This window comes from Arthrobacter oryzae (genome assembly GCF_003634095.1).
Taxonomy (GTDB): domain Bacteria; phylum Actinomycetota; class Actinomycetes; order Actinomycetales; family Micrococcaceae; genus Arthrobacter; species Arthrobacter oryzae.
Genome location: NZ_RBIR01000004.1, coordinates 159,134 through 183,328 on the forward strand (window position 1 = coordinate 159,134; position 24,195 = coordinate 183,328).

At 68.7% G+C, this 24,195-nt stretch carries 17 protein-coding genes and 1 tRNA gene; 12 read left to right on the plus strand and 6 right to left on the minus strand.

Annotated elements, in window-relative coordinates:
* Window positions 1–186: 186 nt before the first annotated feature.
* Together C8D78_RS10965 and C8D78_RS10970 are read right to left on the minus strand one after the other, a co-directional pair.
* On the minus strand, window positions 187–2,016 hold the full coding sequence (locus C8D78_RS10965; protein ID WP_120953611.1) for an AMP-dependent synthetase/ligase: 1,830 nt from the start codon (window positions 2,014–2,016) through the stop codon (window positions 187–189).
* 58 nt (window positions 2,017–2,074) lie between these two features.
* Complete coding sequence (locus C8D78_RS10970; protein WP_120953613.1) at window positions 2,075–3,826, minus strand: dolichyl-phosphate-mannose--protein mannosyltransferase; 1,752 nt, start codon at window positions 3,824–3,826, stop codon at window positions 2,075–2,077.
* Between the two features lie 57 nt (window positions 3,827–3,883).
* Here C8D78_RS10970 and rsmI point away from each other — a divergent pair, with 57 nt between their 5' ends.
* Entirely contained in the window at window positions 3,884–4,807 is a 924-nt protein-coding gene (gene rsmI / locus C8D78_RS10975; RefSeq protein WP_425266688.1) for a 16S rRNA (cytidine(1402)-2'-O)-methyltransferase, read from the plus strand.
* Between the two features lie 241 nt (window positions 4,808–5,048).
* Window positions 5,049–6,554, plus strand: a complete 1,506-nt coding sequence (locus C8D78_RS10980; RefSeq protein ID WP_120953615.1) for an NAD-dependent succinate-semialdehyde dehydrogenase — start codon at window positions 5,049–5,051, stop codon at window positions 6,552–6,554.
* Between the two features lie 38 nt (window positions 6,555–6,592).
* Here C8D78_RS10980 and C8D78_RS10985 read toward each other — a convergent pair whose 3' ends face one another.
* From C8D78_RS10985 to C8D78_RS10995, 3 genes are read right to left on the minus strand one after another with little or no spacing between them, the layout of a single operon-like run.
* Entirely contained in the window at window positions 6,593–9,121 is a 2,529-nt protein-coding gene (locus C8D78_RS10985) for a transglutaminase TgpA family protein (RefSeq protein WP_120953616.1), read from the minus strand.
* Entirely contained in the window at window positions 9,118–10,635 is a 1,518-nt protein-coding gene (locus tag C8D78_RS10990; protein ID WP_120953618.1) for a DUF58 domain-containing protein, read from the minus strand. Before C8D78_RS10990 ends, C8D78_RS10985 begins: the two co-directional genes overlap by 4 nt.
* A 14-nt stretch (window positions 10,636–10,649) precedes the next feature.
* Complete coding sequence (locus tag C8D78_RS10995) at window positions 10,650–11,726, minus strand: AAA family ATPase (protein ID WP_244208358.1); 1,077 nt, start codon at window positions 11,724–11,726, stop codon at window positions 10,650–10,652.
* A gap of 289 nt (window positions 11,727–12,015) precedes the next feature.
* Here C8D78_RS10995 and C8D78_RS11000 point away from each other — a divergent pair, with 289 nt between their 5' ends.
* The 5 genes from C8D78_RS11000 to C8D78_RS11020 all read left to right on the plus strand — a co-directional run bounded on the left by C8D78_RS11000 (window position 12,016) and on the right by C8D78_RS11020 (window position 18,340).
* Window positions 12,016–12,903: a TatD family hydrolase gene (locus C8D78_RS11000; protein WP_120953622.1), complete on the plus strand. Its 888-nt coding sequence runs from the start codon at window positions 12,016–12,018 to the stop codon at window positions 12,901–12,903.
* Window positions 12,904–13,206: 303 nt separating this feature from the next.
* Window positions 13,207–14,364: a resuscitation-promoting factor gene (locus tag C8D78_RS11005; protein WP_120953624.1), complete on the plus strand. Its 1,158-nt coding sequence runs from the start codon at window positions 13,207–13,209 to the stop codon at window positions 14,362–14,364.
* Window positions 14,365–14,507: 143 nt separating this feature from the next.
* Window positions 14,508–15,407, plus strand: a complete 900-nt coding sequence (gene rsmA, locus C8D78_RS11010; protein WP_425266689.1) for a 16S rRNA (adenine(1518)-N(6)/adenine(1519)-N(6))-dimethyltransferase RsmA — start codon at window positions 14,508–14,510, stop codon at window positions 15,405–15,407.
* 69 nt (window positions 15,408–15,476) lie between these two features.
* Window positions 15,477–16,439, plus strand: coding sequence for a 4-(cytidine 5'-diphospho)-2-C-methyl-D-erythritol kinase (locus C8D78_RS11015; protein ID WP_120953628.1), 963 nt, complete (start codon window positions 15,477–15,479; stop codon window positions 16,437–16,439).
* A 71-nt stretch (window positions 16,440–16,510) separates the two neighbouring features.
* Window positions 16,511–18,340, plus strand: coding sequence for an ABC-F family ATP-binding cassette domain-containing protein (locus tag C8D78_RS11020; protein WP_120953630.1), 1,830 nt, complete (start codon window positions 16,511–16,513; stop codon window positions 18,338–18,340).
* Between the two features lie 634 nt (window positions 18,341–18,974).
* Here the strand turns inward: C8D78_RS11020 and C8D78_RS11025 are convergent.
* Window positions 18,975–19,574, minus strand: a complete 600-nt coding sequence (locus C8D78_RS11025) for a TetR/AcrR family transcriptional regulator (protein WP_120954091.1) — start codon at window positions 19,572–19,574, stop codon at window positions 18,975–18,977.
* Window positions 19,575–19,885: 311 nt separating this feature from the next.
* Between C8D78_RS11025 and C8D78_RS11030 the strand changes: the two genes are divergently transcribed.
* The 5 genes from C8D78_RS11030 (at window position 19,886) to pth (ending at window position 24,108) form a co-directional block, all read left to right on the plus strand.
* Window positions 19,886–19,957: transfer RNA gene (locus C8D78_RS11030), tRNA-Gln, on the plus strand.
* A gap of 42 nt (window positions 19,958–19,999) precedes the next feature.
* Window positions 20,000–21,502 (plus strand): bifunctional UDP-N-acetylglucosamine diphosphorylase/glucosamine-1-phosphate N-acetyltransferase GlmU, encoded by a 1,503-nt coding sequence (gene glmU, locus C8D78_RS11035; protein WP_120953632.1) that lies wholly within the window; start codon window positions 20,000–20,002, stop codon window positions 21,500–21,502.
* Between the two features lie 5 nt (window positions 21,503–21,507).
* Window positions 21,508–22,488 carry a ribose-phosphate diphosphokinase gene (locus tag C8D78_RS11040; protein WP_120953634.1) on the plus strand — a complete coding sequence of 327 codons (981 nt, stop codon included), beginning with the start codon at window positions 21,508–21,510 and terminating at the stop codon, window positions 22,486–22,488.
* Window positions 22,489–22,763: 275 nt separating this feature from the next.
* Entirely contained in the window at window positions 22,764–23,369 is a 606-nt protein-coding gene (locus tag C8D78_RS11045; protein ID WP_120953636.1) for a 50S ribosomal protein L25/general stress protein Ctc, read from the plus strand.
* Between the two features lie 151 nt (window positions 23,370–23,520).
* Complete coding sequence (gene pth / locus C8D78_RS11050; RefSeq protein WP_120953638.1) at window positions 23,521–24,108, plus strand: aminoacyl-tRNA hydrolase; 588 nt, start codon at window positions 23,521–23,523, stop codon at window positions 24,106–24,108.
* Window positions 24,109–24,195 lie beyond the last annotated feature (87 nt).

A 24,195-nucleotide genomic window follows, 5' to 3' on the forward strand; every position in this document is an offset into this window, starting at 1 on the left:
AACAGAAACGCTGAACAACTGAAACGCTGAACAACAGGAACGCTGAACAACTGAAACGCTGAACAACGGAAGCGGCCGGCAGCTCTGTGCCGGCCGCTTCTGTGTCTCCGGCCGGTTCCGGGCGCCGGCCGTCTGTGCGTGCGGGGTCCCGGGCGCGGCTACGGTTTGGACCGCGCGCCCGTGCACTCAGCCGTAGAGGGCGTTGATGTGCTCCTGGTAGTCCCGCACGACGGCAGCGCGCTTCAGTTTCAGCGACGGTGTCAGGTGCCCTGATTCCACGGTGAAGTCGGCGTCCAGAATGACAAAGCTGCGGATGGATTCAGCTTTGGAGACCATGCGGTTCGCGGCATCGATGGCGCCCTGGATGGAAGCCCGGACCGTCTCGTCCGCGGCGGCGTCCGCCGGATCCATGACGGGCACCTTCCGGGCGGTGCACCAGTCGCGCACTGCGTCCGCGTCCAGGTTGATCAGAGCGGAGACAAACGGCCGGCCGTCACCGATCACCACGGCCTGGCCGACCAGCGGATGCTCGCGGATCTTCTCCTCCAGCGGGCCCGGGGCGACGTTCTTGCCGCCGGCCGTGACCAGCAGGTCTTTCTTCCGCCCCGTGATCGTCAGGAAGCCGTCTTCGTCGAGGGAGCCGAGGTCGCCGGTGCGGAAGAATCCGTCCACGAACGCCTCCGCGTTGGCGGTCTCATTGGCGTGGTAGCCCTTGAAGACGCCGATGCCGCGCACCAGGATCTCGCCGTCGTCGGCCACCCGGATCGTGGTTCCCGGCACGGGGATGCCGACCGTGCCCACCTTGGTCCGTGCCGGCGTGTTGGCAGTGCACGGCGCCGTGGACTCGGTGAGGCCGTAGCCTTCCAGGACGGGGATGCCCGCGCCACGGAAGAAGTGGGCATCGTGGGAGCTCAGCGGGCTGGCGCCGGAGACCGTGTACCGTAGCTGGCCACCGAAGGCGTCCCGGAGCCTGGGGTAGAACAACCGGTCGAAGAGCCCGTGCCGGGCCCGCAGGAACAGCCCGGGGCCATTGCCGGCGCCCCGGGAGGCCGCGTCGAGGGCCTTGGAGTACTCGATCGCCGTGTCCGCGGCGGCCGCGAAGACGCGTTCTTTGCCCGCGGCGGCAGCCTTGTGCGCCGCTCCGGCGTAGACCTTTTCGAAGATCCGGGGAACCACCAGCAGGAACGTGGGCCGGAAGCTCGCCAGGTCCGCCAGGAGCTCCTTGGCGCTAGCGGTGTGGCCCAGCGTCGCCCCGGACGTCAGGCAGATCACCTGCACCGCCCGGGCCAGAACGTGCGCCAATGGCAGGAACATCAACGTCCGGGAGCGCGGCTGCATGAGGATCTCGGGCAGGAAGGGCACGATGTTCTTGGCGACGAGGGCGAAGTTGGCGTGCGTGATCTCGCAGCCCTTGGGCTTGCCGGTGGTGCCCGAGGTGTAAACCAGGGACGCAACATCCGCCAGGGAGGCGGCACTCCGGTGGCGCTCGAGCTCGGCGTCGGTCACCCCGGCGCCGGCGGCGGCAAGGCTCGCCAGGTTGGGTGCGGCGCCGTCGTTCTCCATCCGGAGCACGGCGATGACCCGGTCGCCCAGGACGCTGGAGGCGTCCAGAACGCCCTGGACGAGGGCAGCCTTGGCCTGGTCCTCGACGAACACGCGCCGGGCCCCCGAATCGTGGAGGATCCATTCGACCTGGCTGGCGGAGGAGGTCTCGTAGATCGGCACAGTGACGCCGCCGGCGAACCAGATGGCAAAGTCCACCACCGTCCACTCATACCGGGTGGCGGACATGACAGCCACCGTTTCGCCGGGGGTGAGACCGCCGGCAATCAGGCCTTTGGCCAGGGCGGTGACCTCAGCGAGGAAGTGCTGGACGGAGACATCGGTCCAGCCGCCGGGGCCTTTGCGGGAGTAGAGGGCATGGACGGGGTCCTTGGCGTGCTGCTCCAGCAGCAGGTCGGTCACGTTGCTCTCCGGATCCAGCTCCACGAGCAGTCCGGTGCTTGCTTCTCTCACAGGCGAGTCTCCCTTCCTGGTCCGCCCGGAGTTCGGCGGACTTCCCTGCAATCCTGCCCTAGATCCAGGAAGGCATCCACATCCGCACGCGCCACTCCTGGTACGGGATCACCTCGGCGGTCCAGACGGGATAGAAGAATGCGGACAGCAGCACGGCCGCCACGACAAAGAGCGCCACCAGGTAGAACCCGGACCGCCGACGCCACAGGGGGTCGCTGCGCTGGCCCAGAACCAGCCCCAGGCAATAGACCAGCGCCAGCACCAGGAACGGTTCAAAGGACACGGCGTAGAAGAAAAACGTGGTGCGCTCCGGATACATGAACCAGGGCAGGTAACCGGCGGCCACCCCTGCCAGGACGGCACCGGCCCGCCAGTCCCGGCGCCCGGCCCACCAGAACAACAGGACGCCCAGACCTATGGCCGCACTCCACCAGATCAGCGGATTTCCCACCGAGAGGATGGCACTGGTGCAGTTGCTGACGTCGCAGCCCGGGCTGCCCCGGCCGGGGGACTCGTAGAAGAAGGACGTCGGCCGGCCCATGACCAGCCAGCTCCACGGACTGGCCTCGTAGGGGTGGTCCGAGCTCAGGCCCTGATGGAACTTGTACGCTTCAATATGGTAGTGGGCCAGTGACCGCAGGGCGTCCGGCAGCCAGCCCCATTCGGCCGAAGGATTCGCCTCGGCCCAGTGCCGGAAGTAGGCGTCGGTGGACCGGAACCAGCCCGTCCACGTGGCGGTGTAGACCACCGCGGCCACCGGCACGATGCTCAGGAAGGCCGGGATGCCGTCTTTGAGGATGCCGCCGCTGATCCAGGCACGGACGCCGGCTATCCGCCGGGCGCTGAGGTCCCAAAATACGGTCAGCAGGCCGAATCCCGCCATGAAGAACAGGGCGGACCATTTCGTGCCGACGGCCAGGCCCAGGCAGACGGCTGCGGCGAGGCGCCACCACCGGACGCCGAGCCAGGGCCCGGCGGTGAGCTGGAGCGCCGAGGGGCGGCCCGTAGGAGATGAGGCGGCCTGCCGGCCCAGCCGGGCGGCCAGCCGCCGCCGGCCGTCGTCGCGGTCCATTAGCAGGGCGCCGAACGCGGCCAGGATCCAGAACATGAGGAAGATATCCAGTAGCGAGGTCCGGGACATGACGAGGTGGTGGCCGTCCACGGCGAGCAGGACGCCGGCAACGGCGCCCAGGGTCAGCGAGCGGAAGAGCTTCTGCGCGATCAGCGCCAGCAAGAAGATGGACAGTGTTCCCGTCAGGGCCGCGCCGAACCGCCAGCCGAACGGATTGTCTGCGCCGAACAGCCACATGCCCGCGGCAATCATCCATTTGCCGACCGGCGGGTGCACCACGTACTCCGGCGCGTTCAGCAGCACGCCCGGATTGCCGGCGATGAAGGAATCGTTCGCCCGGTCTGGCCAGCTGCGTTCGTAGCCGCTGATCAGGAACGAATACGCGTCCTTGACGTAGTAGGTTTCGTCGAAGACCAGGTTGCGCGGCGTGTCCAGCCGGACGAAGCGCAGGACCCCGCCCAGGGCCGCCGTCAGGGTGGGAATGAGCCAGTACCAGAGCCGCAGCGACGCCGGGTAGTCCCGCCAGCTCCGGAGGCTGCCGATCAGGCGTTCCGTGAGGGCGTCGGTGGTAAAGGCCTCGGCGGGGCGGCTGATCCAGCGGTGCCCCTCAAGATTGCGGCCGGTGCCAGACCGGCCCTGCCGGCCGGCTCGGCCTTTGGGGCCGCTCCGGCCTGATGTCGGCGATGCTGCGGGGTCTGCCTCGGGCGTCCGCGTGGGGGTCTGGGTCACGTTGCCCATGCTACCTTTCGCGGCTGTGCCCGCAGGGCCGCGGCCCGGCGGCAGTAGGCTGGTCCTGTGGACCACGAACCCAGCACTTCCCCCCAGCTTCCCCCCGACGACGCATACGACAGTGCACCCGGCGGCCTGCCTGCCGCCGCCGCCGGCGGCCCCGGCAGAATCGTCCTTGCCGCGACGCCGATCGGTAACGCCGGCGATGCCTCTGCGCGTCTCGTGGAGCTGCTGACGACGGCGGACATCGTCGCCGCCGAGGACACCCGGCGGCTGCACCGCCTCGTGCAGAACCTCGGCATCACCGTGGCCGGGCGAATCATCAGCTATCACGAGCACAATGAGGCGGCCAAGACCGGCGAGCTGCTTGACCAGGTGCGGGCCGGGAAGACCCTGGTCATGGTGACCGATGCCGGCATGCCGTCCGTGTCGGACCCGGGGTTCCGGCTCGTGGAAGGCGCCGTCGCGGCCGGTCTGACCGTCACCGCGGCACCCGGGCCTTCCGCCGTGCTGACTGCCCTGGCCCTGTCCGGACTCCCGACCGACCGCTTCTGCTTCGAAGGATTCCTGCCCCGCAAGGCCGGCGAGCGATCCTCCCGGCTGGCGGACCTCGACACGGAGCGGCGCACCATGGTGTTCTTCGAGGCGCCGCACCGGCTGGAGCCGATGCTGCGGGCGCTGCACGAACGCTTCGGCGCCGACCGGCGGGCCGCTGTGTGCCGTGAACTCACGAAGACCTACGAAGAAGTCATCCGCGGCACCCTGCGCGACCTGCTGCGCTGGGCCGAAACGAATGAGGTCCGCGGCGAGATCGCCGTCGTGGTGGGCGGCGCCCCGGAACGCGAACCGGGCCGCCCCGAGGACCACGTGGCGGCCGTCAATGGGCTGATCTCCCAGGGCATCCGGCTGAAGGAGGCCGTCGCGGCGGTGGCCGAGGACGCGAAAGTCAGCAAGCGCGAGCTCTATTCCGCGGTGCTCGCAGCACGGTGATCCGGGCGGCGGGATAAGCGCCGCGGGGACCTCGCCGCCACGCGGACCCGCGATCGGCATTGGTTGTGCAGCTGCACAGCACATTCTCGATCGGGTAGTGCGCGCATGCATAGACTTGCCCGCAGGCGCCGCAGTACCGTGGCAGTAATCCAGACGCCCGGGCCTGTGGGAACGAGCGCCTCAACCAAGAACCTAGCGCCAACCGGCTAGGGCCAAACGAATTGCTGACGAGGGAGTCGTTGTGACTGTAACTGCCCAGCCCATTGTTTCCGCGGAGCGGGAGAGGGCCTTGCTGGCCTCCGTCCCGACGGGCCTGCTGATCAACGGCGAATGGCGTCCGGCCGCGTCCGGGAAGACCTTCGAGGTTGAGGATCCGGCAACGGGCAAGGTGCTCCTGAGCATCGCCGACGCCGGCCCCGAGGACGGCAAAGCGGCGCTCGACGCGGCCGCCGCCGCGCAGGAGTCCTGGGCTAAGGTCCCGCCGCGCGAACGCGGGGAAATCCTGCGCCGCGCCTTCGAACTGGTCACCGAGCGGGCCGAGGACTTCGCGCTGCTGATGACCCTGGAAATGGGCAAGCCGCTGGCCGAGGCCCGCGGCGAGGTCACCTACGGCGCGGAGTTCCTGCGCTGGTTCTCCGAGGAAGCCGTCCGCGCGTTCGGCCGCTACTCGGTGTCCCCGGACGGGAAATCCCGGCTGCTGGTGACCAAGAAGCCGGTAGGCCCCTGCCTGCTGATCACCCCGTGGAACTTCCCGCTGGCGATGGCCACCCGCAAGATCGCCCCGGCCGTCGCCGCCGGCTGCACCATGGTGCTCAAGTCCGCGAACCTGACACCGCTGACCTCCCAGCTCTTTGCCGCCGTGATGCTCGAGGCCGGGCTGCCGGCCGGCGTCCTGAACGTCATCCCCACCTCCACCGCGGGCGCAACCACCGGTCCGCTGATCAAGGACTCCCGGCTGCGGAAGCTGTCCTTCACCGGCTCCACCGAAGTGGGCCGCCGGCTGCTCGCCGACGCCTCCGAAACCGTGCTGCGGACCTCGATGGAGCTCGGCGGCAACGCCCCGTTCGTGGTGTTCGAGGACGCCGACGTCGATGCCGCCGTCGCCGGTGCGATGCTGGCTAAGCTGCGGAACATGGGCGAGGCCTGCACCGCGGCGAACCGGTTCATCGTCCACGAGTCCGTCGCGGACGAGTTCGCGGAGAAGTTCGCCGCGAAGATGGCTGACATGACCACCGCCCGTGGCACCGAGGCCGACTCCAAGGTGGGCCCGCTGATCGATGCGAAGAGCCGGGACAAGGTCCACGAACTTGTCACCGACGCCGTCGCCGCCGGAGCGGTCACGGTGACCGGAGGCTCCGCCGTCGAGGGTCCGGGCTACTTCTACCAGCCGACCATCCTCAAGGGCGTCACCGAGGGCACCCGGATCCTGTCCGAGGAAATCTTCGGCCCCGTCGCGCCGATCATCACGTTCGACACCGAGGACGAGGCAGTACGGCTCGCGAACAACACCGAGTACGGCCTCGTGGCCTACGTCTTCACCAGGGACCTCAACCGCGGGATCCGGATGGGCGAGCGCCTCGAGACCGGCATGCTGGGCCTGAACGCCGGCGTGGTGTCCAACGCCGCGGCACCGTTCGGCGGGGTCAAGCAGTCCGGCCTGGGCCGCGAAGGCGGACTCGAGGGCATCGAGGAGTACCTCTACACCCAGTACATCGGCATCGCCGACCCCTACGCCGGCCAGGCCTAGAGGAAACCACCCGGTAGCGGGCGCCTGACGGCGGCCCGCTACCCCCGGCGCACCCGGCGTGCGGTATTGCGGATCTGCCCCCAGACCCCCGCGATCCACCGCCGGGTGCGTTGTGCTGTCCCGGCAGGGACCCTGCGGGGCAGGGCACGCCGCCAGCCGGACATGACCGACGGCGGCAGCCATTCCGCGCGCAGCCGCACCAGGGGCTTCGCGTGGGCCCGCAGCGAGTCCTGCACGAGCGCGATCCGCGCCGCGGCCGAGCCGGCCGGGTTCGCGGATTCCGGGTTCCCGCCCCTCCCGCCTGAACCGCCGGTGCCCCCCGCGCCGGAGGGGCGGCCGTACTTCTCACGTTCAAAGTCCTCGGTCAGGGCTGCCGCGGCCCGCTGCCCGGGCCCGTCGCCGGGTTCGCCCAGCGCCGCCGAGGCGCGCAGCCGCTGGAAGAAATGCCGCGGCGTCTCACTCGCCAGGGGCCCCACGCCGTAGTCCGTGGCCAGGTCCCGCAGCTCCGCCCAGGCCGGCAGTGCCGACGCGGGCGCGGCCCCTGAACCGCGGCGGTCCGCCGTCCTCAGCCTGCGGCGCCGCACACCGCCGCGCACGAGCCGGGGGGAGGCCACGAGCAGCGCCAGCAGCAGCGCCGCACCAACGCCGTAGAACGCCTGCGCCGGGATCGCGTTCCCGGACGCCGGTGCCGCGGCACCCGGAAGGGGAACCGGGGCCGCCGTGGGTGCAGCCGCCGCGCTGGAACGGCCCCCCGGAGTCAGGGCGTCGTTGCGTTCATTGGTGCTGGCGCCGCTGGGAGTGGAAGCCGCCATGGCGTAGGCCGGCACAACGCCGCGGGAGGGCGTCGGCTCAAACGGAACCCAGCCGATGCCTTGGAAGTAAAGCTCCGGCCAGGCATGGGCGTCCCGGGCATCGACCTCGAACTCCGGCAGCGGCCCCTGGCCGGAGACAGCCACGGTGGTCCCGGTGGAACGCCCCGGCGCGTAGCCCACGGCGATCCTGCTGGGAATGCCCTCAAGCCTGGCCATGACAGCCATGGCAGAGGCGAAATGAATGCAGTAGCCGCTCTTCACGGTCAGGAAGTCCGCCAGTACGGACAGCCCGTTGCCGTCGTAGCCGCCCTGCACGGGAGACTGCAGCGAATAGGTGAATTCGAGGGACCGGAGATACTTCTGGATGGCCATGGCCCGCGCATACGGCGTGACGGCTCCGGCGGTCACGGAATCGGCTGTGGTGCGCACAATCTCCGGAACGTTCGAGGGCTGACGGAGAAACTGTTCCGGAATCCCGCGCACCGGTTCGGTGGCCCGGGCCAGCAGCGCGGCGGTGAGCCGGGGGGTGACGGAGGTGACCACGTACTGCTGGTCGCGGGAATTCGTGTCCACACCCTTGATGCTGAGCGTGGCCGGATCCCAGCTCCAGCGTCCGGTGAGGCCGCTGATCGATTCCGGCGCGTAGGGGGCGGGAAGGTAGGGACTCGTGTACTGCCCGGTGTTGACGGCAGTCGTCACGCGGGACTGCGTCGCGACCGTATCAAGTCCGGAATCGATCCGGTCCGTTCCCTGCTGGCGGGTGGAGTCCCGGTCATCGGGTGCCCAGGAATCGCCGTCAAAGCTGTCCACTGTCACCGAGCGCAGATACGGCGTCGTGGGCGCGTTTGTCGAGAAGGTGATCCTGCCGGCGCCGGAGGGGCTGCGCAGGCTGCTGCCGAGGCTGATCATCGGGTTCAAACCGGTGGCGCCGCCGAACGGGTTCAGCCGCGATCCCTGCGGGAACGTCCCCTGGTCAAAGCCCGGAATCACCGGCTGCAGGAGCAGCGTGACGGCCAGCGCCATGGCGGCCGTGACCGCGGCGCGGCGCAGCTGCCCGGGGTTCCTGGCGGTGTCGGCCCGGGTGCCGGCATCCGGGGCGAACCAATGGCTGCACGCAAGGATGAACAGATAGCCGGCGGCGGCCCCGACAAACCCGAGAACCCCCACGCTCTGCGGCTTGACCATGGCCGGCACCACGAGGATTGCCAGGATCGCGAGTCCGCTGGTGGCCGGCAGCGCCAGCCGGAACGCCAGCGCATCTATGAGGATTACCAGCAGCCCGAGCACGGCACAGATCAGCATGACGATCCCGGCATTGGGGGCCACCGGAGTGCTCTCGGCCAGGACGGTCTCGCTGGCCCGCCGGAGGAACTTTCCCAGGTAGTTCAGGGTCTCCGGGGACGGGATGATCCCGGCGATGCTGTGCTGCCGGAAAAAGGTGAAGGTCAGGTCCAGGATGAGCGCTGCGAGGCCGCCGGCAGCCACGAGCCACGCCGGGGCGCGCACTGACCGGAGCATCGCCATGGAGACGGTGACGGCCAGGACGGTGGTGAACACGGGGGAGTACCAGGCCCATCCCCGCAGCACGCCGTTGAGCCCGAGGGCGGCACCAGCCACAGCCACCGCGACGGCGGCCGCCATCACCCAGGGCTGGGGGCCGGTCCCCAGCCGTCGGGGCACCGCACCGGCGGCCGGGACCGAGGATCGTTCGGTGCCGGAGGACGGGTCCGTGCCGCGGTGGGGTGCGAGGGTCACGGCCGGCCCCCCGCGCCGCGGCGGACATCGGCGGCCGCGGACATGGCCGGGTCTGCCTCGTCGAAGGCGGCCCAGGCGGCGGCCAGCGGGCTCCGGGCGGACACCGCCACGGCCCGCCATCCGCCCAGCCGCAGCGCCTCCAGTACCTCGGGCACTTCGCCCGAAGCGGTCGCCTGGTCGGAGACGAGCAGGGCGAAGGCGTTCGCGCCGAACCCGGCCGCCGGAGACAGCGCCCGGGCCTCTGCCGGCGTCAGGCGGCCCAGGACCGCCAGGATCGGTCCCCGCAGCCGGTGGGCGGAGAGCTTGTCCATGAGGGCGTCGTCGAACGCCTGCGGAGCCGTCGCCGTTCCTGCAACTCCCCGGGAGCGGGAGGCTCCGGCCCCGGGAAAGGCAGCCCCGTTCGCCGCGGGGCCGGGCCGCTGGCCCGGCTGCGGGGCGCGGCCGCGGTAGGCGGAGTGCGGGCCGGTGAGCTGGATGGCGGCCAGGCTTTCCGCGATGCACTGCAGCCCCGACGCCCCGGTGTACTCCTCCGCCTCCGGATCAGGGGCGGAGGGCGAATGCCGGAAGGCCGGAGCGCCTGCGCTGTCCAGGAACCGCAGGGAGTAGTTGCGTTCCGCGAGGTGCGCGGCGATTGACATGGCCGCCGTGACGGCCCATTCGAAGGCATCGCAAGTGAGCAGCTCATGGCCATCGCCCTCCGCGGTCGCTCCGGGGCCGGCCCCGGAGGAAAATGCGCCGTGACCGGACACACCGTGGGGATATGCCGCGAGGCGCTGGTCCAGGATGATGGTCGCCTCGGGGGTCGTGACGGATTCCTCCTGCCGCACCATGAGGGATCCGTGACGGGCGGTGGCCGCCCAGTGGACCCGGCGCATCGGATCCCCGTGGCGGTATTCGCGGGTCATGACGTCGTCGTCGCTCGGATTCGCCCGGACCCGTGTGGCCGTGACGCCGTCGTGTCCGCGCGCGCCTGCCAGCCCAGTCCCCGGGAGCTCCACGGCCGCGGGCGTCACGGTCAGGAGGTCGCCGTCGTCAATCGCGTGACGGTTGAAGGACAGCCCGAAGGGATCGCTGAACTCGGCCGTGACGGGCCCGATCAGGAACTGGCCGCGCTTGGCCGAGCGAACGTGATACTCGTAGCGGCTGGTGCCGCCGGCGGAGCTGCGGGCAGGGAAGCGGAAGACGGGGGACTCGCCCAACCGGGCGGGCAGGTGCTCTTCCATGATCGCGTGGCCCGTCCCTGCCCCGGTCCGGGCGACAGCCAGCCGTACCGTGGTGCGCGCGGACGTTTCGACCGGCGACGGGCTGAACTCGCGGTAGACCCGGAATCTCGGTTTCAGGACGCGGGTTCCGGCCAGGGAGAGCAGAGGCAGAACGAGCAGCAGGACGGCCAAGGCCAGCAAGTCCCGGCGCCCCATGATCTGGGCGGCGAGCAGGGACAGCGCGCCAGCGCCGAGGAGACCCCAGCCGCGGGTGCTGAAGATGTGTCCCGGGAACTGATCCCTCCACGCCACGGCTGAACCGTCTCCTAGCGCGGGTTCGGTTGCTTGGACGGCTCTGCCGCCATGGCCGGGGCTTGGCCGCGCCGCGGCCGGCCGGCCGACGCCGCCACCTCCGGGGTGACGGGGATCTTGGCGATGATGGCCCGGATGACGCTTTGCGGCGTCTCGCCCACACTCGCCGCCTTGCGGTCGAGGATGATCCGGTGGGCGAGCACGGCTTCGGCGACGCTGACGACGTCGTCCGGCAGCACGAAGTCCCGGCCATCAAGGGCGGCCGTTGCCTTCGCCGCACGCAGGAGCTGCAGCATCGACCGGGGGCTGGCGCCGAGCCGGAGAAGTCCGCTTTCCCGCGTGGCTCGCCCCAGGGCGACGGTGTATTCCTTGATGGAGCGGGACACATACACCTGCTGCACCGTGAGAATCATTGCGGCCACTTCCGCCGCGGTGACCACTGCCGTCACGCGGGCCAGGGGAGAGGATGCCTGATGGGTCTCAAGCATTTCCATCTCGGATTCCCGGTCCGGGTAACCCATGGAGATTCTGGCCATGAAACGGTCGCGCTGCGCCTCGGGCAGCGGGTAGGTGCCCTCCATCTCAATCGGGTTCTGGGTTGCCACCACCATGAACGGCTCATCCAGCCGGTAGGACGTGCCGTCCACCGTGACCTGGTGCTCCTCCATGCACTCCAGCAGGGCTGACTGTGTCTTGGCCGAGGCGCGGTTGATTTCGTCTCCGATGACGATGTTGGCGAACACCGCGCCGTGCCGGAACTCGAACGACCGCGTCGCCTGGTTATAGATGGAGACGCCGGTGACGTCGGACGGAAGCAGATCCGGGGTGAACTGGATCCGGCTGACGGTGCAGTCGATGGTCCGGGCCAGGGTCTTGGCCAGCAGGGTCTTGCCGACTCCCGGAACGTCTTCCAGGAGCAGGTGGCCCTGGGCGAGGAGCACGGTGAGCGCCAGCTGTGCCGCTTCGGCCTTGCCGTCGATGACAGTATTGATGGCCGCGAGGATCCGGGTGCTGGCCGAGCGGAAGGCTTCCGCGTCCATGGCTGCCGGCTCATGCGGCCAGGGCCGGCGCCCGGCTGTACTTGCATCCATAGTCTCTGCCTCCGTGGCGGAGCGGCCCGGGAAGCTTTGTCCTTCGGGGAGGACTTCGTCCAAGGAAGTTCGGTGGTAATCCATCGGCAGCCTTTCAGCACTGGTGGGTCACGGAACGGACCGGCAACGGCCGCCGGGCCCCGCAGTGGGGTTCGCCTGTTTCCTTACGGGTACAACCCCCGGGTAAAACCCTTACGGGTAAAACTCAGGGTACTAACAGACTACTAACACAACTGCCGGGCCTGACAGAGAGTTCCGGGGAATTCTGGGGGCCGGTTAGGGTGGAAGAATGCTCAACCCCCTCACCCCTGTTCCGTTCCGGCCGCCCGGACATGACGGCGGCGGACGCGGCGGCTATCCACCCGCGCCGGAGCCGCTGCCCGTCCCGGTCATGGACAACCACACCCACCTGGACTTTCCCGACGCGGAGCTCCCGGTCAGCGTCAAGGACGCCCTCGACGCCGCCGCCGCGGTGGGCGTCCAGGGTGCCGTGCAGGTGGGCTGCGACCTCGAATCGTCCCGCTTTACGGTCAAGGCCGTGGACCTCGATTCACGGCTGCTGGGCGCCGTCGCCCTCCACCCCAACGACGCTCCCGACTATGCCCGGCGCGGTGAGCTGGAGAGCGCCCTCGCCGAGATCGAAGCGCTGGCCGCCCACCCGCGGATCCGGGCAATCGGCGAGACCGGCCTCGACTTCTTCCGGACCGAGGGGGAGGGGCTGGCCCACCAGCGCTACTCGTTCCGCCGTCACATCGACATCGCCAAGCGGCTCGGACTGACGCTGCAGATCCACGACCGGGACGCCCACGACGACGTCGTCCAGGTGCTGCGCGAAGAGGGGGCCCCGGAGAGCGTGGTCTTCCACTGCTTTTCCGGGGACGAGGCGCTGGCCCGGACCTGCAACGCGGAGGGCTGGTACATGTCCTTCGCCGGAACCGTGACCTTCAAGAACGCGTCAAACCTGAGGGCGGCCCTGGCCATCGCAGAGCCGGCCCGGATCCTGGTTGAGACCGACGCGCCGTTCCTGACCCCGCACCCGCACCGCGGCCGCCCGAATGCCAGCTACATGGTTCCGTATACGGTGCGGGCCATGGCCGATGTGACCGGATCGGAACTTTCCGGGCTGTGCGCGCAGATCGCCGAAAATACCGTGCGGGCATACGGATCCTGGGCCTGAAACAGGCCCGGCGGGCCCCTCCTTTTCCATACCGGGTATGCATCATTTCTTGGTTGCTTTATAACGCTACGGTTACAGTAGTCAACTATTAGCCGGGGTCGGGGAAGGCCTACGGATAATTTCACTCCAGCAGGGCGTGCATTGTGGCAAACGAACCACATGTGCGCTCTCGTTTTGGGTGAGGCAATGCACGCATGTTCCGTGACCCTCCGGACCCAGTCCGGAGCCGCCTTGGCGCGCTCACGGAGGGTGGTCACGTGCACTTATCCCCGTGCCCGGAAGGTCCAAGAGATACGGGCAATCGTGGTCAAGTTCTTCACATCGGACGGCAAGTTCAGCTTCGTCAAGGTTGGTACGCAGCTCGTAGTGCTGGTGGCACTGGTGCTGGGCCTCGTGGCCTTCGTCGGCAACAACAAGACGATCACACTCAACGTGGACGGCAGAGTCAGCTCCGTCCAGACCTTCGGCGGCACCGTCGGCCAGGTCGTCAAGAGTGCGAAGGTTGAGCTCCAGCCCTCCGACAGGGTGTCGCCCTCGGTCGACTCCCATGTGCAGGACGGCGCGGTCATCAACGTCAACCTCGCCAAGGCCGTCAAGGTCAGCCTGGACGGCGCCGAACGGACCATCAACACCACCGCGCCCACCGTCGCTGGGCTCGTGAGCGAACTCGGCGTGGCCAGCGCCTCGCAGGTGTCCGTGCCGAAGGACGCCCAACTGGCGGTCTCCGGGTCCTTCGTTTCGATCTCGACACCGAAGAAGGTCAGCATCGTCGCTGACGGCAAGGCCGCCGCGACCACCACCACCGAGGCCACTGTGGCCAAGGTCCTCGAGGACGCCGGTCTGAAGCTCGGGGCCAGCGACCGCGTCTCCCAGCCCGCAAACGCGCCGGTGGTCAACGACATGGTCATCAAGGTCTCGCGGGTAGACGCCAGCAAGACGGCTGTCACCACCGAGCCCGTAGCATTCGAAACCCTCACCACCGAGAGTGCCGACATGTTCAAGGGTGAGACGACCGTCACCCAGGCCGGCGTGGCCGGTACTTCCAAGAAGAGCTTCAAGCTGGTCCTCGTGGACGGCCGCGAAGCTTCCAGGACCCTGGTCTCAGAGACCGTGAGCGTCCAGCCGGTCACCGAGAAGATCACGATCGGCACCAAGGAAAAGCCCCAGCCCGCCGCTGAAGCAGCCGCCAACACCGGCGCCGCGGCCCCTGCCATGATGAACGAAGGCATGTGGGACAAGATCGCGCAGTGCGAGTCCGGCGGCAACTGGTCCATCAACTCCGGCAACGGTTACTACGGCGGCCTGCAGTTCGATGTCCAGACCTGGCTCGGCTCCGGCGGCGGCGCCTACGCCCCGAACGCCGCTGCGGCCAGCAAGGCCCAGCAGATCGACGTTGCCAACCGCGTCTACGCGCAGCGCGGCCTCGGCCCCTGGGGCTGCGGCTGGGCCGCCTCCAGCTAGCACCCACCGCCGGCCCTCGACCGCCGGCTCTTGAACGCCCGCTCCCTGCGGCGGCTGACCACAGCCGCGGGAGACGAACAGGCCGGGCCCGGATCTCTCCGGGCCCGGCCTGCGGCGTACCGGCGCCGGGATAGGATACCTAGGTGACTGAACCGAGCCCCTCCGCCCCCGAAAGCCTGCCATCCGCGGCGCCTGCACCCCTGATGGGCGCCTCCGACATCCGCCGGCTGGCCGAGGAAATCGGGGTCCGCCCCACCAAGACGCTGGGCCAGAACTTCGTCATCGACGGCAACACCATCCGGCGGATCGTCGCCGCCGCGGACATCCGGCCCGATGAGACCGTCCTCGAAGTCGGTCCCGGGCTCGGATCGCTGACCCTTGGCCTGCTGGATGCTGCCCGGACCGTCGTCGCCGTCGAAATCGATCCGGTCCTCGCCGGCCGGCTGCCGGCCACGGTCGGCCAGTGGCGTCCGCACGCCGCCGGGAATTTCCACCTGGTCCTGGCCGATGCCATGAGGGTCACCGAACTGCCCGCGGAACCGACAGCGCTTGTGGCGAATCTTCCCTACAACGTTGCCGTGCCTGTGGTCCTGCACCTGCTGCAGCACTTCCCGAGCCTGCAGCACGGACTGGTCATGGTCCAGGACGAAGTCGCCGACCGCCTCGCCGCCGGGCCCGGGTCCAAGACCTACGGCGTGCCCTCGGTCAAGGCCGCCTGGTATAGCAGCATGCGCAAGGCCGGCGTGATCGGCATGAACGTTTTCTGGCCGGCGCCCAAGATTCATTCCGGTCTGGTCGCCTTCACCCGCCGCGAACCCCCCGTCACGACCGCAACGCGGGAGCAGGTCTTCGCCGTGATCGATGCCGCGTTCGCGCAACGCCGCAAGACGCTTCGGGCGGCGCTGGCAGGCTGGGCGGGCAGCGCCGCCGAGGCCGAACGCTGCCTGCGGGCCGCCGGCATCGACCCTTCCGCCCGCGGCGAAGTGATCGATATTGCGGCGTTCGCCAGAATCGCCGAAGCCCACGCGGCGCCGGCCGCCTGAACTTGTCATGACGCCGGCGGGAGCCGGCCCGTGCTTGGAGCCAAGGCCGCGATGCCATAGCGTGGAGCCATGAACGCAGTGAGAGGGCGCTTTGCCGCGAGGACTGTCCGGGTCAAGGCTCCAGGCAAGATCAACGTCTCACTGGATGTCGGACCGCTGCGTCCGGACGGCTACCACTCGGTTGCCAGCGTCTATCTGGCGGTGTCCCTCTACGAGGAGGTCGCCGCCACCAGCACCGATAGCGGCGGAATCACCGTCAGCATCAGCGACGCCAGCACCCTGGACCTCGACGGCGTGGACATCCCGCTTGACCACCGCAACCTGGCCTACAAGGCGGCGGCAATGATGGCCGATGTCTCTGAACATCCCACCGGCGTCCATCTGGAGATCACCAAACGGGTGCCCGTGGCCGGCGGCATGGGCGGCGGGTCGGCGGATGCCGCCGCGACCCTGCTGGCCTGCGACGCGCTGTGGAACAGCGGACTGTCCCGCGACGAGCTGGCCCACCTGGCCTCGGAACTCGGCGCCGACGTGCCGTTTTCGTTGGTCGGCGGCACCGCCGTCGGCCTCGGCCTGGGCGATGACCTCTCGCCGGCCCTGGTAAAGGCGCAAACGGACTGGGTGCTGGTCACCGCCGACTTTGGCCTTCCCACCCCGGAGGTCTACCGCACCCTGGACCGCCTGCGTGAGGCGGAGGGCATCGCGGCGGAGGAGCCGGTCGCCGTCGACCCCGGCGTCCTCACGGCACTGCGCAGCGGCGACTCCGACGCCCTGAGCCGGGTCCTGGTCAACGACCTCCAGCGCGCCTCGATCGAGCTGGCCCCGGGCCTGCGCGACACGCTGGGACGCGGCGAGGCCTGCGGCGCGATCGCAGGCATCGTTTCCGGCTCCGGTCCCACTGTCGCGTTCCTCACGCACAGCCCCGCCGCCGCCGCCGGACTCGCCGAGGAACTCCGTCACCACAGCCTCGATGCGATGGCGGTCCACGGCCCGGTGCACGGGGCCCGCATCATCTCCGATACGCTCCTTTAGGAGCTTTCGCGCACCGCACCTCCTGACTTACCAGCAACACTTCACCGTTACACCTAAGAAAGCAGTTCCCAGTGGCACACCTGCTCGGCGGCGAGAACCTCACGGTCTCGTATGCAACCCGTACCGTCCTCGATGGCATTACCGTCGGCCTTGAAGAGGGCGACAGGATTGGCATGGTGGGCCGCAACGGCGACGGCAAGTCGACCCTCATGCGGCTGCTGGCCATGCGCTCCACCCCGGACTCCGGCCGGGTGACTAAGCGCAGCGAGGTCAACATCGGCTACCTGGACCAGAGCGACGTGCTCGACGGCGACCTCACCGTCGGTGCCGCGATCGTCGGGGACCAGGCCGATTACGAATGGGCCCGCAATCCCCAGATCCGCGAAGTCATGGGCGGGCTCGTGTCCGACGTCGACTGGCACGCCAACGTCCACGCGCTCTCCGGCGGGCAGAAGCGCCGTGTGGCGCTGGCCAAACTGCTGATCGAGGACCATGACGTCATCATGCTCGACGAGCCCACCAACCACCTCGACGTTGAGGGCGTCGCGTGGCTGTCCCGGCACCTGAAGACCCGCTGGCGTCCGAACCAGGGCGCCTTCCTCGTCGTCACCCACGACCGCTGGTTCCTCGATGAAGTCTGCAACAAGACCTGGGAAATCCACGACGGCATCATGGACCCGTTCGACGGCGGCTACGCGGCCTACGTCCTGGCCCGCGCCGAACGTGACCGCTCAGCGTCCGTGGTGGAAAGCAAGCGGCAGCAGCTCGTCAAGAAGGAGCTCGCCTGGCTCCGCCGCGGCGCCCCGGCCCGCACCGCCAAGCCGAAGTTCCGGATTGAGGCGGCCAACGCCCTGATCGCCGACGTCCCCGAACCCCGCGACTCGACGGCGCTAAGCAAGATGGCCACCGCCCGGCTCGGCAAGGACGTCCTGGACCTCGAGCACGTCTCCCTGGACTTCCTCGGAGGCGAACCCGGGCAGAAGCTCTTCGACAACATCACCCTGCGGCTCGCCCCGGGCGAGCGGCTGGGCCTCGTGGGCGTCAACGGCGCCGGCAAGACCACCCTCCTGAAGCTCCTCAACGGCGAGATCCAGCCCACCTCCGGGAAGGTCAAGCGAGGCAAGACCGTGGTCACCGCCGTCCTCACCCAGGAGGTCAAGGAGCTCGACGACGTCGCGGACCTGCGCGTGATCGAAGTGATCGAGCGCGAAAAGCGCTCCTTCAACGTCGGCGGCAAGGAATTCACCGCCGGCCAGCTCGTGGAGCAGCTCGGGTTCACCAATGAGAAGCAGTGGACGCCGGTCAAGGACCTCTCCGGTGGCGAACGCCGCCGGCTTCAGTTGCTGCGCCTGCTCGTGGGCGAGCCGAACGTGCTCATGCTTGACGAACCGACCAATGACCTCGACACCGACACCCTGGCCGCCGTGGAAGACGTGCTGGACGGCTGGCCCGGCACGCTCGTCGTCGTCAGCCACGACCGCTACCTGCTCGAACGCGTCACGGACCACCAGATGGCGCTCCTCGGCGACGGCAAGATCCGCGCACTGCCCCGAGGCGTGGACCAGTACCTCGAACTGCGCGAAGGCGCGCTGGCGGGGTCCACAATCACCGGCGGCGGCAACCCCGTCACGGCCTCCGCCGGGAGTTCCGCGCCGGCCGCCTCCGGACCCTCGGAGGCGGAAAAGCGCGACGCCCGCAAGGCCAAGAACCGGATCGACCGCCAGCTGGGCAAACTCAAGCAGCAGGAAGACAAGATCCACGCCCAGATGACGGCAGGGGCCGGGGACGCCAGCAAGTTCGACCAGCTCGGCGAGCTCAACAGGAAGCTCCAGGAGCTCGCCGGGGAACGCGAAGCCCTCGAGCTCGAATGGCTCGCGGCCCTCGAGGTGCTGGGGGAGTAGCCTCCCGAATCCGGCCCGGACATGCTCAGAGTGGTGCATGACCAATGGACATGCTCCCTGGACGGCCGCAGGCCCCTGGGACATGCCCCACGTTGCAGGCCAGCAGCGGACATAGTGGCATTATGTCCATCCCTCGGGAACAGGGGCGGGCATGTTCCGTGGCGCATCCGGGCCCGGGTGGGCATGTCCCCGAGCGCAGCCCAGCATTGGGCATGTCCCGCGGAGCTCTCAATGACATTTGTGCTGCCCAGGAGTGGGCATGTCCGGCGGAGGGCCGGAAATCCTCGGGACAAGTCCCTTGGCGCAGGCCAGCAACGGACATAGTGGCATTATGTCCATCCCTCGGGAACAGGGGCGAGCATGTACCGTGGCGCATCCGGGGCCGGGAGGGCATGTCCCCGAGCGCAGCCCAGCATTGGACATGTCCCGCGGAGCTCTCAATGACATCAGTGCTGCCCCGGAGCGGGCATGTCCCGCGGCGGGCTGGAAATCCTCGGGACAAGTCCCTTGGCGCAGGCCAGGGATGGGCATAGTGGCATTATGTCCATCCCTCGGGAACAGGGGAGGGCATGTCCCTCGGGGAGGCCCAGACATTCCTGCCCGGGCAACAGGCGAGACCCGCAGCGTCCGATGATCAGTCGTCGCTGCGCAGTTCCGGATCCTTCTGCAGCCCGGTGAGGCCGTTCCAGGCCAGGTTCACGAGGTGCGCGGCGACTTCGCGTTTGTCCGGAGTGCGGCTGTCCTGCCACCACTGGCCGGTCATCGCCACCATCCCCACGAGCATCTGGGCATACATGGCCCCGTCGGCCGGACTGAAGCCGCGGCGGGCGAGTTCGTCCTCGAGGATGTGTTCCACGCGCGCCGTCACTTGCGAGAGCAGCGAGGAGAAGGCGCCCTCCGGCTGGGACGGCGGTGCATCGCGCATGAGGATCCGGAAGCCGTCAGTCCGGTCTTCGATGTATGTCAGTAAAGCCAGGGCGGCCCGCTCCACTAGCACACGCGGCTTGGCGTCCTCGGCCAGGGCATCGTTGATGGAGGCCAGCAGGATGTGGAACTCATACTCCACCACCTGGGTGTACAGGCCCTCTTTCGAGCCGAAGTGCTCGTAGATCACCGGTTTGGAGACGCCGGCGCTGGCGGCGATTTCCTCGATAGTGGTGCCGTCCAGGCCGCGGAGGGCAAAAAGCCCCCGCCCAATGCCGATCAACTGCGTGCGGCGCTGTTGGCCTGTCATGCGGGACCGGGGAACGTAGTCGGGGGCGCGCACGGGCCTGCCGTTGCCGCCGTCCGCCCCGCCGGATGCGCCTCCACTCTTGCTCACAGCACCATCATGCACTACGGCGGGGGCGGCCCGCCCCGCAGCTCCCCCCGGCATCGGCTGCGTCCGTCCGCCCCCGGGGCGGCCCGCCCGCAGCTCGCCCCGCAGCTCCGCCGGCATCCGGCCCGGCCAACCGCCCTGCGGACAGCCCTCGGGGCGCTAAGTCGCACGAGCGTCAACCTTCGTGGCAGAATTGGTTCTCGTGCCACAGGTCATGCCCGGCACGGTCCGCTCTGGTGTAATGGCAGCACCCCGGCCTTTGGAGCCGTGGAGTATAGGTTCGAGTCCTATGGGCGGAACTGGCGAGACACACTGCGCAACCTAGCAAGGAGAGCCGATACGTGAGCCCCGAGAACACTGGCCCAGCCGCCGTGATCGTACTAGCTGCAGGGGCCGGTACCCGGATGAAATCCCGTACGCCAAAAATTCTCCACGAGATCGGCGGCCGCTCCCTGGTCGGCCACGCGCTTCACGCGGCCCGCAGCATTGACCCGCGCGACCTTGCCCTCGTCGTCCGGCATGAACGCGACCTAGTGGCCGCCCACGTCGCCGCCCTCGATCCGAAGGCCCTGATCGTTGACCAGGACGACGTGCCCGGCACCGGCCGTGCGGTTGAAGCGGCACTGGAGACCCTCGACGCGCTCGATGCCCACGGTCCGCTGAGCGGAACGGTCGTTGTCACCTACGGCGACGTCCCCCTGCTCACCGGCGGGCTCCTCGCCGAGCTGGTTGCCGCCCACGAATCCCAGGGCAACGCCGTCACGGTCCTCACCGCCGTTCTCGACGACGCCACCGGCTACGGACGCATCCTCCGGGCCGACGACGGAACCGTCACCGGCATCCGCGAGCACAAGGACGCCAGCGCGGAGGAGCGCCAAATCCGGGAAATCAACTCCGGCATCTACGCCTTCGACGCGGCCGTCCTGCGCGATGCGCTCGTCCACGTCACCACGGACAACGCCCAGGGCGAAAAGTACCTCACCGATGTCCTGGCCCTCGCCGGCGCCGCGGGCGGCCGCGTCGCCGCCGTCGTCACCGAAGACCGCTGGCAGGTTGAGGGCGCGAACGACCGCGTCCAGCTCTCGGCCCTCGGCGCCGAACACAACCGCCGCACCGTCGAGGCCTGGATGCGCGCCGGCGTGACCGTCGTGGATCCCGCCACCACTTGGATCGACTCCACGGTGAGCCTGGACGAGGACGTCCGGCTCCTGCCCAACACCCAGCTGCACGGCGCCACCTCGGTGGCGCGCGACGCCGTCGTCGGCCCTGACACCACCCTGACCGACGTCACCGTGGGGGAGGGCGCCAAGGTGACCCGCACGCACGGCTCCGGCTCCACGATCGGTGCACGGGCCAGCGTCGGCCCCTTCACCTATCTGCGCCCCGGCACGGTCCTGGGCGAGACCGGCAAGATCGGGGCGTTCTATGAGACCAAGAACGTCACGATCGGCCGCGGATCGAAGCTGTCCCACCTCGGCTACGCCGGAGACGCGGAAATCGGCGAGGACACCAATATCGGCTGCGGCAACATCACGGCCAACTACGACGGCGAGAAGAAGCACCGCACAGTGATCGGCTCCGGCGTGCGCACCGGATCCAACACCGTGTTCGTGGCCCCCGTCCGCGTGGGCGACGGCGCCTACAGCGGCGCCGGCACCATCATCCGCCAGGATGTGCCGGCCGGCGCCCTCGCCGTCACCGTGGCCAAGCAGCGCAACTCGGAGGGCTGGGTCGTGGCCAACCGCCCCGGATCCGTCTCCGCCACCCTGGCCCAGTCGGCCGCCGCGGTCGAATCGGACGCCCCAACATCCTCCACTACTCCGGCACCAACAGAAGAGGGCTAGCAATCATGAGCGAAATTACGGCACACGGCGAGAAGAAGCTGGTGCTGGCCGCGGGGCGCGCGCACCCTGAGCTGGCGAAGGAGATCGCGAAGGAACTGGGCACCGAGCTGCTGCCCCTGGACGCCTACGACTTCGCGAACGGCGAGATCTACGTCCGGGCCGGCGAGAGCGTCCGCGGTACCGATGCGTTCGTGATCCAGGCCCACCCCGCCCCGCTGAACAACTGGCTCATGGAACAGCTGATCATGATCGATTCGCTCAAGCGGGCCTCCGCGAAGCGCATCACCGTCGTGTCACCGTTCTACCCCTACGCCCGGCAGGACAAGAAGGGCCGCGGCCGCGAGCCGATCTCCGCGCGCCTCGTCGCCGATCTGTACAAGACCGCTGGCGCCGACCGCATCATGAGCGTTGACCTGCACACGTCCCAGATCCAGGGCTTCTTCGACGGCCCCGTGGACCACCTCATGGCCATCCCGTTGCTCGCGGACTACATCCGCACCCGCGTCGGCTCCGACAAGGTCACGGTCGTCTCCCCGGACACCGGCCGCGTCCGCGTCGCGGAGCAGTGGGCCGAACGCCTCGGCGGCGCGCCGCTGGCCTTCGTGCACAAGAGCCGCGACCTCACCGTGCCCAACCAGGCCGTGTCCAAAACGGTCGTGGGCCAGATCGAAGGCCGCACCTGCGTCCTGATCGACGACATGATCGATACCGGCGGAACCATCTCCGGCGCCGTCCAAGTCCTCAAGAACGCCGGGGCCAAGGACGTCATCATCGCCGCGACCCACGCCGTGTTCTCCGATCCCGCGGCCCGCCGGCTTTCCGAGTCCGGCGCCCGCGAGGTCGTGGTCACCAACACGCTGCCGATCACCGCGGACAAACACTTCCCGCAGCTGACCGTCTTGTCCATCGCGCCGCTGATTGCCCGCGCCATCCGCGAAGTGTTCGACGACGGCTCCGTCACCAGCCTCTTCGACGGCAACGCGTAAATAACGCATAAATAAGGCCCGCGCGGGCACGTTTTCGCGAATTCGTGCCCGCGCTGATAGCCTTGTTCCGAAACCTTGGCGAGGGAGAGCGCCGGTAGACCGAATACGTCACAGTATTAACGGCATGCCGGACTGCTGGTCTCCGTTATCGACTGGGTCTGAATCTCCTTGAAGGTCAGCTGCACGGCAGCCCGGCGTTGAGGGTCGTAAACAGACCTCCGCCCTTGCTGAATACCGTTTAGTCCCACCGCTTGAAATCCCACCAGGAGATATCCATGTCTGAGCAGAAGCTCGCAGCAGAAGTACGCACCGAATTCGGCAAGGGCTTCGCCCGCCGCGCCCGCATGGCCAACCTGATCCCGGCTGTCATCTACGGCCACGGCGCCGAGCCGATCCACATCACCCTGCCGGCCAAGGCCACCACCCTGGCCGTTCGCACCGCCAACGCGCTGCTGACCCTGGACATCAACGGCGAACAGCACCTGGCCCTGGTCAAGGACATCCAGCGCAACCCGATCAAGCAGATCATCGAGCACCTCGACCTGCTGACCGTCCGCACCGGCGAGAAGGTCACCGTTGACGTCCCCGTTCACCTGAGCGGCGAGCTGGCTCCGGGCAACGTCCACAACCTGGAGATGACCACGGTCTCCCTTGAAGCCGAGGCAACCCACCTGCCGACCGCCATCGAGGTCAGCATCGAAGGCCGCGGCGCCGGCGAGCACATCCACGCTTCCGACCTCGTTCTGCCGAAGGGCTCCGTCCTGCTGGCTGACCCCGAAGCTCTCGTTGTCAACATCTCCGAGGCCGTTGAAATCCCCGAAGAGGGCGAAGAGGCCGGCGAAGCAGCTGCACCGGCAGCCGAAGCAGCCGCAGCCGAGTAATTTCGGCGTGTTCTGTGGTGGCCGGGTCCCTGTGGGGCCCGGCCGCCGTCGTCTGTGGCGCCGCGCCGCCGCCCTACGGCCGCGCCGCCCCCTGCCTCCACCTAGCGTCCGCGCCGCCCCACCGTGACCCGGCCTACCGAAGGACTGAACCATGACTGACACCTGGCTTATCGTAGGCCTTGGCAACCCCGGACCCGAGTACAGCCACAACCGGCATAACGTCGGCCAGATGGTCCTGGACGAGCTGGCCTCGCGTGTGGGCGGCAGCTTCAAGTCGCACAAATCCCGGGCCCAGGTCCTCGAAGGCCGTTTGGGCATCGGCGGTCCCCGGATCGTGCTGGCCAAGCCGCAGTCCTACATGAATGTCTCCGGCGGACCGGTCTCGGCCCTGACACAGTTCTACGGCATTGACACCGCCCACGTCGTGGCCGTCCACGACGAGATCGATATCCCCTTCGATACCGTGAAGCTCAAGGTCGGGGGCGGCGAAGGCGGCCACAACGGCCTGCGCGACATTTCCAAGGCCTTGGCCACCAAGGACTACCTGCGCGTGCGGGTGGGCGTCGGGCGTCCGCCAGGCCGGATGGATACCGCGGACTTTGTCCTGCGCGATTTTTCGGCCCCCGAGAAGAAGGAGCTGCCCTTCCTCATCGACTCAGCTGCCGACGCCGTCGAAGTCCTGGTCACGGACGGGCTCCTCGCCGCGCAGCAAAAGTTCCACCCGGCCAAGGCCCCTTAGCCGCTCGCCAGCCGGCTCCAGGGCCGGCGCCGGCCAATCCGTTTAAGCCACATGGCGGGCTTCCTTTCCAAGCTTTCAGCATTCCAG

What these genes read in the sequence shown, in the direction of transcription:
- pth (WP_120953638.1), top strand. Translation starts at nt 23,521, where the DNA reads ATGACTGACACCTGGCTTATCGTAGGCCTTGGCAACCCCGGACCCGAG.
- C8D78_RS11015 (WP_120953628.1), top strand. Translation starts at nt 15,477, where the DNA reads ATGAACGCAGTGAGAGGGCGCTTTGCCGCGAGGACTGTCCGGGTCAAG.
- C8D78_RS10995 (WP_244208358.1), bottom strand. Translation starts at nt 11,726, where the DNA reads ATGGATGCAAGTACAGCCGGGCGCCGGCCCTGGCCGCATGAGCCGGCA.
- C8D78_RS11025 (WP_120954091.1), bottom strand. Translation starts at nt 19,574, where the DNA reads ATGACAGGCCAACAGCGCCGCACGCAGTTGATCGGCATTGGGCGGGGG.
- C8D78_RS11045 (WP_120953636.1), top strand. Translation starts at nt 22,764, where the DNA reads ATGTCTGAGCAGAAGCTCGCAGCAGAAGTACGCACCGAATTCGGCAAG.
- C8D78_RS10970 (WP_120953613.1), bottom strand. Translation starts at nt 3,826, where the DNA reads ATGGGCAACGTGACCCAGACCCCCACGCGGACGCCCGAGGCAGACCCC.
- C8D78_RS11000 (WP_120953622.1), top strand. Translation starts at nt 12,016, where the DNA reads ATGCTCAACCCCCTCACCCCTGTTCCGTTCCGGCCGCCCGGACATGAC.
- C8D78_RS11040 (WP_120953634.1), top strand. Translation starts at nt 21,508, where the DNA reads ATGAGCGAAATTACGGCACACGGCGAGAAGAAGCTGGTGCTGGCCGCG.